This is a genomic window from Candidatus Neomarinimicrobiota bacterium, assembly GCA_022567655.1.
Taxonomy (GTDB): domain Bacteria; phylum Fidelibacterota; class SORT01; order SORT01; family SORT01; genus JADFGO01.
Genome location: JADFGO010000102.1, coordinates 1 through 7,381 on the forward strand (window position 1 = coordinate 1; position 7,381 = coordinate 7,381).

At 46.9% G+C, this 7,381-nt stretch carries 7 protein-coding genes; 1 reads left to right on the forward strand and 6 read right to left on the reverse strand.

All coding sequences use genetic code 11. The features are described from left to right. Positions 1–93: 93 nt before the first annotated feature. Positions 94–942: a universal stress protein gene (locus IID12_09125; GenBank protein ID MCH8289248.1), complete on the forward strand. Its 849-nt coding sequence runs from the start codon at positions 94–96 to the stop codon at positions 940–942. 659 nt (positions 943–1,601) lie between these two features. Here IID12_09125 and yedA read toward each other — a convergent pair. The 6 genes from yedA to IID12_09155 all read right to left on the reverse strand — a co-directional run. Further along, a complete protein-coding gene (gene yedA, locus IID12_09130; GenBank protein ID MCH8289249.1) occupies positions 1,602–2,591 on the reverse strand; it encodes a drug/metabolite exporter YedA in 990 nt (329 codons plus the stop codon). Next, entirely contained in the window at positions 2,592–3,053 is a 462-nt protein-coding gene (locus IID12_09135; GenBank protein MCH8289250.1) for an Lrp/AsnC family transcriptional regulator, read from the reverse strand. It lies immediately after the preceding gene. A gap of 203 nt (positions 3,054–3,256) precedes the next feature. After that, positions 3,257–4,153, reverse strand: coding sequence for an EamA family transporter (locus tag IID12_09140; GenBank protein ID MCH8289251.1), 897 nt, complete (start codon positions 4,151–4,153; stop codon positions 3,257–3,259). Then, positions 4,153–4,584, reverse strand: coding sequence for a methylated-DNA--[protein]-cysteine S-methyltransferase (locus IID12_09145; protein MCH8289252.1), 432 nt, complete (start codon positions 4,582–4,584; stop codon positions 4,153–4,155). The genes IID12_09140 and IID12_09145 overlap by 1 nt, the downstream gene beginning before the upstream one ends. A 167-nt stretch (positions 4,585–4,751) precedes the next feature. Next, positions 4,752–6,071: an MFS transporter gene (locus IID12_09150; protein ID MCH8289253.1), complete on the reverse strand. Its 1,320-nt coding sequence runs from the start codon at positions 6,069–6,071 to the stop codon at positions 4,752–4,754. A gap of 120 nt (positions 6,072–6,191) precedes the next feature. Continuing rightward, positions 6,192–7,381: lamin tail domain-containing protein (locus IID12_09155; protein ID MCH8289254.1), on the reverse strand; the 1,190-nt coding region annotated here is incomplete at its 5' end.

The following is a 7,381-nucleotide window of genomic DNA, read 5'->3' on the forward strand; positions in this document are numbered from 1 at the left end:
TTTTCGGCAACGTACTGGAGTCTGTTCTCATAGCAGAAAACTTGTAATCGGGAGATTAATATAAAGATTTTACTGTGCATAGGCGGGGGAGAGATGTCGAGGGGAACGATCGTCACAGGTGGCAGGGTAGCCGCAGCATTTGATGCTGACCTGTCCATATTGTATGTCGGCAAAAAACAAGCAAGCGCAATGACAAGTACCATGAACATGAGCAGGATGAAATTGTCCGAGTGGGAAATCGAACATCCCGGAGTTAAAGTTCTCGAATACGCCGAACTCGTACTAAGCGATATGGATCTGCTTCAGGTAAACGAAGCTGGAGAGATAGTTGAAAAACACGCTCTTAAGCCTGACATCAACGGGGCATATGAGTTGCACGCCATAGGAAAGCATGGCCAGAATATCCGGCTGCGGCTGAGAGAGGGAGAGATCATCGATCAAGTTATCGATGAGGTGGACGTAGGAGGCTATGACGTGGCGATAATCGGGGCAAGCAAAGAAAGAAGGCTTGCTCACAGGCTCATCCATTTTGTGAATTGTTCGTTGTTTATTACCAAGAATATTCGAGACATTACCTATAAGTTTCTCTTTGCTATAGACGACACCGAGTTGTCGAGAAAAGCGCTTCTGCTCGGAGTCCGAACAGCCGCATTTCTAAAAGCGGAAGCGACATTACTCACGGTTGTCGAAAAAGAATCCGATATAGAATCGGGGGAAGCACATCTGAAAAAAGCGGAAAAAGTATTAAAAAAAGCTAATATTCCGTATCTGAAAAAAGTTTTGATAGGAGATATTGTCGAAACTATAATCAAAGAGGCGGGAGACGATAATATCGTGGTAATGGGATCGAGTAAAAGTTCTCAGCTGAGCAAGTTTTTTAAAGCTACAAAAGCGGTCAAGGTCGTTCAAGACGGAAATTGTCCGGTCTTGATAGCAAAGTAAGTATTAAACCAGAGAACTCTTAATGTATATTGTTCCTGTTGTCAACAAATTCCCCGCATCTTTTGTCCTTTTATGTATTCGAATTAAATCCGAGATTACTTCGTCGTCCCGATCCCGAAACTTCGGGACGGGACTCCTCGTAATGACAGCACCCTGCGAGTCAGGGTTTACCCTGATCGCCATGAAACTGTCATTCTGAATCCGTCGGCTGACGGATGAAGAATCTCAACCGGAGGGAGACATACTATTGAGCATCCTACTTGTTCACAATAATTGCCAAGTATTTGCGCGAGATTGGCTTCGCCTGTCTTCGGCTCTTCGCTGCCCGCCTGACTTCAGTCTGGCAGGCAGGAGATTTCGTCCGGACGAGGAAGATGGTGTTGTTGAGGTAGGGGACGCAGATCTGCGTCCCCTACGGATTGCGTGGCAGGCGGGGTGTGTGATAGATCGGTTACGATAATTTTGGAGAGAACATCAGAATCACACCCTCTCCCGATAAATCGGGATGACACCCCCGCTGTTAGCGGGACTAAAGGCTCCCTCAAGGGAGGAGGTTCGAGGACTCCTTTTCCAAATTCTCATGATCATCTGATTACCTCCAGTCGGTTACGAATATACCCGGTTTTTGGATTGACAGCAGAATTGAAAACGCGCAGGAATTATGATTTTGAGTCCGGGAGAACATCGAGCAGCTCGGGTTTCACTTGCGTACTTTCTTCCTGCCCGGATATCACCTTCTCTCTAAATTTGGTGATTAAGACAACAGAAAAAATAATCAAAAAAGCGGCGGCAATTATCCTCAGATCGACGATTTCATCGGCAAACAGCCAGCCTAAAAATACTGCGATGACAGGATTCACATATGCGTAAGTCGAGACGTGGTCGGGAGTCGAGTGGCGCAGGATATATACGTAAGAACTGTATCCGATCAGCGAACCGAAAACTATCAAATATCCGAGCGACCAAAACGATTTTAACGACATGCTGCTTATGTCCAATGATGTAAACTCACCGTTTATCAGGCTGAGAATCAGCAAGAAAATACCGCCCATTATCATCTGCATAGCCGCCGACAACATCAGCGATTTAGGATGGTTTGCGCCTTTGGAATAAACCGAACCCGCCGCCCATGTGAAAGAAGCCAGCAGGAGCAAAAAAGCGCCGAACGGGTCTACGTTCAATCCTTCAGACAGGCTCCCGGGTCCTACAAGTATCGCCAAACCTATGAATCCGATCAATATCCCTGAAAACACGCCGGCTTTAGGTCTCGATGCTCCTTTCCAGAGCCAATTCAGTAAGACCATCCAGAGTGAGACGGTCGCAACCATCAGCGCGGCAAGCCCGGAGGGAACGGTGTGCTCCGCCATAACGACACTGCCGTTCGCAATAGCCAGCAACATAAGCCCCACTAACGCTTCCGTCCGCCATTCCATAAAAGTAGGCTTAGACCTGCCCCTCAACCTCAGATAACCATATACCATTAACCCGGCTGTCAAAAAACGTGCGCCCGCCATCATGAAAGTGGGAATCGTCTCGATGGCGAACCGTATCGCAAGGTATGTCGATCCCCAGATAACGTAAACGGCACTGAAAGCCAGGACGAGTTTGACTCCCGGCATGCCCAATTTTCTTTTCACCGCCGCGACCACTTAATTCTCTTTCCCGGTTAACGGTATGCTTATCGATTCTTTGATGGTGGAAAGCGCAATAGTCGTACGGGTGGAGATAACAGATTTTATAGCTGCAAAATCCTTGGTAAGCAATTTCTCGAGGTGAGCCGTATCCTTAGTTCGAACCTTTACGAGGAGGCAATCCTCACCGGCGACATGGTGTACTTCCAATACCTCGGGGATTTTCGCCAATTGACTGCCCGTATCCCATGATCCTTTCCCCTCAAGTTCTCTCACAAATATGAAAGCGACCAAACCGTAGTCAAGCGATTCGGGATTCAATCTCACCTCATATCCTTTAATTATGTCTTTGCTTTCCAGCTTTCTAATTCTCTCGAGAACCGCTGAAGGCGCCATATTGAGATTTCGCGAAATCTCGGCGTTGGATATACGCGCATTTTCTTGCATCATCTTTAATATCTTTAAGTCTGTAGCGTCCATTATTCACCCTTATTCATTAACTAACGAATAATATACTGTATATACGAATAAATGACGAATAAGTTTCGTAATATCTTGCCAATACACGAATAAAGCACAAAACGGCTAAAATCCTCCATAGAACTTATTGTTGGACAATTTACTGATATAATTACCCGGGGAATCTATCTGACACAACCGAAAAAGAAGACTGGCAATAGGCGCTAAACTCGCTTTATTTTCTTGCTCACGACTTCGCTGAGTAGAACCCCTGAGAGGACAAAAATTGAGCCGACAATTTGCAAACCGGTAAGAATTTCCGATAATACGATCGCTCCTATAATGACCGCTATGACCGGTGAAATCAGAGTTACAAAAGAGACTGTTGTCGCTTCCATGTGCTGAAGCATCCAGAAATAAATTCCGAATGCAAGCGCCGAGCCGACCAGCGTGAGGTAGAGCAAAGCGCCGACAGATGCCGTATCCCATACAATCGGGTACGGGGAGCCATATGCGAAATGAATTGAGAGAGTCACCGACCCTCCGAGCAGCATGCTCCAACCGTTTAAAAAGAACGGGTCATGATTGTGAATGTGTTTTTTGGTAAGAACGATGCCAATAGCTGCCGCAACAGGGCTCATAAGCGTCACGATCAATCCCCTGAATTCGTTCATATTCGAAATTCCCACAGTTTCGGAGAAGATGAGTCCGGTCCCGCCGATACCGATAAACATACCGAGCAGTCTCGTCGTATTCAGCAATTCATTTTTTAATATGATCCGGGCAAACAGCGCCACGAAAAGAGGCATAGTCGCAAAGAGTACCGATGCCAGCCCGCTCGATATGTACTGTTCGGCCCAGTAAACTGCGCCGTAAGAAAAGGTAAACAGCAGAATGCCGATGATCAGAGAAATTCTCAACAGCTCTTTGGAATAAATCAGTTTCCGGTTTCTGACGATAGCAATCACGAGAAGTATACTTCCGGCAAGTACGAACCTTAGTCCGACTCCTAAAAAGGGCGGAACCCCCTCAAGACCGATTTTGATGGTAAGCCAGGTGGTACCCCAGATGAGGCAAAGCATTGAAAAACCGGCAATCTTCCGGTTAGCGGATACCGGCATCAGGAGATATAGATGTTTTCTAAAGCGAGAAGGGTTCTTTTTTTGTGCAATCCTCCCGTGTATCCGCCTATCTTACCGGAGGCGGCGATGACCCTGTGGCATGGTATGACTATAGGCAAAGGATTTTTCTTCATGACGTTACCGACAGCGCGGCTCGCTTTCGGATTTCCGGCGCGGAGCGCGAGTTCACCATAGCTTACCGTTTCACCAAAAGCTATTTGAGAACAGGAATCCAATACTTTTCGTTCAAATAGGGTCATAAAACTTAAATCCAGGGGGATATCGATTTTCTGTCTTCGATGAGAAAAATACTCTTCCAATTTTTCTCTTGCCTCGGAGATCAAGTTATTGTCGAAGACCACATTTATTGCGGGATATATCTCCTCAACTTTTTCAGCGAATTCTTCGATAGACTCAGAATCGGTGCTCACCCGGCAAATTCCCCGATCAGACAGAGCAAGGTACACCCGCCCAAGAGGGGTGTTGTCGACGTATCCGATAACTATTGAGTTTGACTGATGCACTATTATCCTAACTTGATTACCGACTTAAATCTATGGTTATTTACGTCAAAAATCTTAAAATGTTTTGCCGGATCTTATTCTTCATTCGGCAATATCGCTATTTTGGATTGTCTTACCCCTTCTTCCGGATTAACCCGGGAAAGCACTATCATCCCGATAATCAAAAACACTATGAGCGAACTAATACTTGCGCGGGCGCTCCCGAAGAGCTGCCCCACAAGGGCAAATGTCAGGGGACCTAATATGGAGGCGAACTTGTTGCTTATCGCAAAAAAGCCGAAAAACTCGGCGCTGTTCTGCTTCGGAATAAAAGAGGCATAAAGCGATCTGCTTATAGCCTGGGTGCCTCCTAACACGAGTCCTGCCGTACCTGCGAGCACCCAGAACTCGAGGGCGGTCTCGATAAAATAAGCGTAAATCACGATAGCCGACCACACGAATAAAGTGAGCATGATCGAATTCTTAGCCCCGAATCGTGTAGCGATTTTGGCGAAAACCAGCGAGCCGGGCAGTGCGATGAATTGGGTCATGAGGAGAGCTCCGATGAGAGTGCCTTCGCTCAAGCCAAGTTCTACTTTACCGAATATCGTCGACATCGCGACTATAGTTTGTATGGCGTCGTTATAAATAAGAAACGCTATTAAAAACAGGGTCAGCTGTTTGTACTTCCTGATTTCCCGGAGCGTCCTCATTATGGTCTGAAAACCCATAGACAGATAACTCTTCCCCGCCGGGAGAGACTTGCCACCGCGTTCCCGCACAAACACAAATATTGGAATCGCCATAACAGCCCACCAGACCCCCACCGTAACAAAACCAACTCTGGTTCCGATTACCCTGTCGCTCAATCCGAAGAAGTCATGCTTCGTGATCAAAAGTAAATTCAGTATGAGGAGAAGACCACCGCCGAGGTAGCCGAAAGCGAACCCCTTACCCGATACCCAATTGATATCATCTTCCTTAGCGATCGTCGGAAGGAAGGCATTATAAAATACGTTTCCGCCGGCGAATCCGATGTTTGCCACTAAAAATAGAAACATGGCGAGCAGATAATCCCCGGACTCGACGAAGTATAGAAGCGTCGTAAATATGCAGCCGAGATAACAATAAACTGCCAAGAATTTTTTCTTGGACCCCGAATAATCGGCTATCGCGCCGAGAATAGGAGAGGAGAATGCGACAATTAATAAACTGAAGGAGACAGTGTACGCCCACAGCGAAGTAGCGGGGAAGAGGATTTCTCTCCCGAACAGAGATACAATGACCCCTCCATCGGGTACTAAACTCGCAAAATATATAGGCAGGACTGCTGCGAGAATTGTGGTGGCGAAGGCGGAATTGGCGAAATCGTACATCGCCCATCCGAATATCTCACGACGTTTGGATTTATCCATCTCCATCAGATAAATCCGTTCATTGTTTCAGGTATGGAGTCATAACAATTGGTGTTAAAGATAAGCCGATGTCTGAAGCAGGGCAAGATGTTAATTAACGACATACAATCTTGTTTGTTGTCAGAGTTTTCTTGCCAAAACGGCGACGGCTTTGCCCGAATAAACTTTTCCTTCAAGCGGGGAAGTAGCTTCAAGGTAAATGATGTATATTCCTATCGGTAGTTTACGCTGTCTCCCGTCGAGCCCGTCCCATGTATAAGTTCCCTCTGAACCGGCGGAGGCGGATGAGATCAATCTTCGGACCCGTCTTCCGATTGAATCGAATATGTATATATCGAGAGTGACAGACCGGGAAGGGAGTTTGTATTCTATCTCCAAAAGATCATCGAACCCGTCCCCGTCGGGAGAGAACGGATTTGGATTAAGCGTGATTTGGAGATCGTTAGTGACTATCGGCTTTGATACGCTGTTCTCTTTTCCCGGAGTGCCTCCGAGCAGTTCAACGGAGCTGAGCCAATTGTCCGGTGAGTTCGAGTTGGAAAACGGGTCGATTCTTTCAACTGAAACTCCCCTGCTCCCTCCAAGGCTCGGAGAATATGCCACACGGTCGATCACTTCATCAGCCGGACTGAAAAGAAAAACCTCGTCGCCGTCATTGTTCAAGCGCGGAAATCCTGAACCGGCAATATAAGTTTTAAGACTCTCCTCCCCAAAGAACCGGACATGGTTGGAGTCTGCGGCGAAAACAAAGTAATCGCCCGGAAGTATGGCTGTTCCGCTATCAACTATTTTATATCGGCGGGAGCTGTCCGCATCCGAGACCGACCAGCCGTCGAGAAAAACGATTTCATCGGTTGTGTTGTAAATTTCGATGTACTCCGATTGCGGCGAAAACGCCTCACCCTCGACGAACGGATCGTACATTATCTCGTTGATAACGACCATGTTTGATCCGAATGCAAGGGAGATTTCGATAAAATAACTGTCGTTTGAAGGTTTTTCATCCCCTTCTATCGACGCCAATACTCCTACCCTGACGCTGCTCCATTTAAAATCGGTCATCTCCGCGCTGAAAGAAACTGAATCACCCGGTTCGAGCGCGGCTGAATTCGTGAATGGAGGAAGTAGCAGCTCACCTGTCGAATACGCGGAGTCATTATCCGAATCCGCAAAAAAGGTGACCGTGAATTCATCAGCAGTCCGGGTACCACGGTTTTCTATAAACGCAAAAAGAACAAACTGCTGACCGAAAGAGGGGGGTTCCGGCTCGATATAAATTCGGGTTACGGCTAAGTCTATCTCGGCAGACG